Genomic DNA, 3,223 nt, shown 5'->3' with positions numbered 1-3,223 from the left:
TGCGTGCCAGGGTCAAGAAAATGAAGGTGTCGACCATGTTTGAAACCGCCACCTCGGACTGACCGACACCGACCGTTTCGACCAGGATCACATCGAAGCCCGCGGCCTCGAGCAGCACGATGGTCTCGCGGGTGGCCTTGGCGACCCCGCCCAGCGTGCCGGATGTCGGGGACGGACGGATATAGGCGTCGGGATGCGTTGCCAGCCGCGGCATCCGGGTCTTGTCGCCGAGAATCGATCCTCCGGTTCGGGTCGAGGACGGGTCGACGGCGAGCACCGCCACCCGATGGCCTTGCTCGATCAGCATCATGCCGAGCGCTTCGATCGCCGTCGACTTGCCTACTCCGGGAACGCCGGTGATGCCGACGTGGTGGGCGCTTCCGGCCGCGGGCATCAGCGCCAGCAACAGCTGCTGCGCCTGCTCGCGGTGGTCGGTGCGGGTGGATTCCACCAAGGTGATGGCCCGTGGCAGTGCGGCGCGGTCGCCGCTGCGCACAGCCTCCGCCAGCTCGTCGATGATGTCGGTGTCTTCAGGTGCCATCTAGGTCAGCGTGTACCCCAGCCGCTCGGCGAGCTTGTGCAGCAGGTCGATTGCGGCGTCGGCGATCACCGTTCCCGGTGGGAAGATCGCGGCGGCCCCGGACGCGTACAGCTCATCGAAGTCACCGGGCGGGATCACTCCACCCACGACGATCATGATGTCGGGCCGCCCCACCTCGGCCAGCGCGTCGCGCAGGGCTGGAACGAGGGTCAAGTGACCGGCGGCGAGCGAGGACACCCCGATCACGTGCACATCGTTGTCGGCGGCCTGACGGGCCACCTCGTCGGGCGTGGAGAACAGCGACCCGACGTCCACATCGAACCCGATGTCGGCGAACGCAGTTGCGATCACCTTCTGGCCGCGGTCGTGGCCGTCTTGACCCATCTTGGCCACGAGAATCCGCGGCCGGCGCCCGTCGGCCTCGGCGAATTTCTCGACGAGCTCCGTAGCTTTCGAAATGCTGTTCACCTTTCCGGCTTCATCACGGTAGACCCCGGCGATGGTACGGATTTCGGCCTGGTGGCGTCCGTACACCTTCTCCAGCGCATCGGAGATTTCCCCCACCGTTGCTTTGGCCCGTGCGGCGTTGATCGACAGCGCCAGCAGGTTGTTTCCGAGCCCGTCGGCCCCGGCTCTGCCGTGCTCGGCGGCGGCGCGAGTCAACTCGGCCAACGCCCTGTCGACCGCGTTCTGGTCCCGGTTTGCCCGCAGCTCTTGAAGTTTGGCCAGCTGCTCGGTGCGCACCCGGCTGTTGTCGACCTTGAGCACCTCGATCTGGTGGTCTTCGTCGACCTGGTACTTGTTCACTCCGATCACCGGTTGGCGTCCGGAGTCGATGCGCGCCTGGGTGCGTGCGGCGGCTTCTTCGATGCGCAGCTTCGGGATCCCGTCGCTGATGGCCTGGGCCATGCCGCCGTGTTCGGCGACCTCGTGCAGGTGTTCGCGGGCGCACTGGGCCAGGCGATGAGTCAGCCATTCGACGTAATACGAGCCGGCCCACGGGTCGATCGGCCGGGTGGTGCCCGACTCCTGCTGCAATACCAGTTGGGTATTGCGCGCGATGCGCGCCGAGAAGTCGGTGGGCAGCGCCAATGCCTCGTCGAGCGCATTGGTGTGCAGCGACTGCGTGTGGCCCTGAGTGGCGGCCATCGCCTCGATGCAGGTGCGGGCGACATTGTTGAACGGGTCCTGCGCGGTCAGCGACCAGCCTGAGGTCTGTGAATGAGTCCGCAGCGACAGCGATTTCGGGTTCGTCGGGTTGAACTGGGCGACCAGCTCATTCCACAGCAGCCGCCCGGCGCGCAGTTTGGCAACTTCCATGAAGAAGTTCATCCCGATACCCCAGAAGAACGACAGCCGGGGGGCGAACTGGTCGATGTGCAGGCCGGCATCCAGGCCCGCCTTGATGTAGTCCACGCCGTCGGCCAGCGTGTAGGCAAGCTCCAAATCCGCAGTGGCGCCGGCCTCTTGGATGTGGTAGCCGGAGATAGAAATCGAGTTGAACTTTGGCATCTTGGCGCTGGTGTAGGCGAAGATGTCGGAGATGATCCGCATCGACGGCTTGGGCGGATAGATGTAGGTGTTGCGGACCATGAACTCTTTGAGGATGTCGTTCTGAATGGTGCCGGCCAGCTTTTCCGGCGGCACGCCCTGCTCCTCGGCGGCCACCACATACAGTGCCAAGATCGGCAGGACCGCGCCGTTCATGGTCATCGACACGCTCACCGTAGACAGGTCGATCCCGTCGAATAATTGCCGCATATCGAGAATGGAATCGATTGCCACCCCGGCCATTCCGACGTCGCCCTGCACGCGGGGATGGTCGGAGTCGTAGCCGCGGTGGGTGGCCAGGTCAAATGCCACCGACAGGCCTTTCTGCCCGGCGGCCAGGTTGCGGCGGTAGAACGCGTTGGACTCGGCGGCGGTGGAGAACCCGGCGTATTGGCGGATGGTCCACGGCTGGTTGACATACATCGTCGGATACGGGCCGCGGACATAGGGCGGCTCACCCGGGAAGCTGTGCAGCGGGTAGCCCTCTTCGACTGCGCCATCACGGTCGGCGCCGATATAGACCGGTTTGACGACGATGCCTTCCGGCGTGTGCCACTCGAGTTGGTCGGGCGTGTACCCGTGCGCGGATGCGGCTCCGGAGACGTGCTTTTCGACCGCAGCCTCGGTGACCGGGCCGTCGGCGGTGTCGCCGTGCAATGGGACATCGGCGAAACTGCCGATCACAGATGTGCTCGCGGTCATCGCTAGGCCCCCAATCGGGTGAGCAGATTCGACAGGGCTTCCACCGCATTGATTTTGGCGGTCAGATACTCGTCGGGCAGATGCTCGGCATCTGGAAGCGCCGTTTTGGGGCCGGCGAGGTAAACGCGCTCGATCCCGGCACTGCGTGCCGCCTCCACGACAGCGGCGGCCTCGTCGTGGTAGCGCTTGTCAGTGCCGCAGATCACCGCGGCCGTTGTGCTTCCGGCCATCGAGACCGCTTGTGCGACACGGGCGGCGTCGACCGGACCCGGGTTGATCGCTTCGATGCCGCCGGAGGCGAGCAGGTTGGCCGCGAACGTGGCCCGCACGTTGTGTTCGGCAAGCGGGCCCAGCGGCAGCAACAGCACCTGCGGGCGTGCGCCCGTGCGCTCCAGGAAGGCGTCGGAACGGTCCCTCAACGCCTCGAAC

The 3,223-nt window shown here is 65.6% G+C and carries 2 protein-coding genes and 1 pseudogene; all 3 read right to left on the bottom strand.

What is annotated here, in order from left to right; genetic code table 11:
* Positions 1-541, bottom strand: a 541-nt coding sequence (meaB, locus tag VFA16_RS17020; RefSeq protein WP_324968947.1) for a methylmalonyl Co-A mutase-associated GTPase MeaB, incomplete at its 3' end; no start/stop codon positions are given.
* Entirely contained in the window at positions 542-2,794 is a 2,253-nt protein-coding gene (scpA, locus tag VFA16_RS17015; protein WP_324968946.1) for a methylmalonyl-CoA mutase, read from the bottom strand.
* A 2-nt stretch (positions 2,795-2,796) separates the two neighbouring features.
* A pseudogene (locus VFA16_RS17010) lies at positions 2,797-3,223 on the bottom strand (methylmalonyl-CoA mutase); the annotation flags it as partial.

This window comes from Mycobacterium sp. (genome assembly GCF_035653355.1).
Classification (GTDB): Bacteria; Actinomycetota; Actinomycetes; order Mycobacteriales; family Mycobacteriaceae; genus Mycobacterium.
Note: the sequence above shows the minus strand (reverse complement) of the source record. Positions and strands in the feature narration are given on the sequence as shown.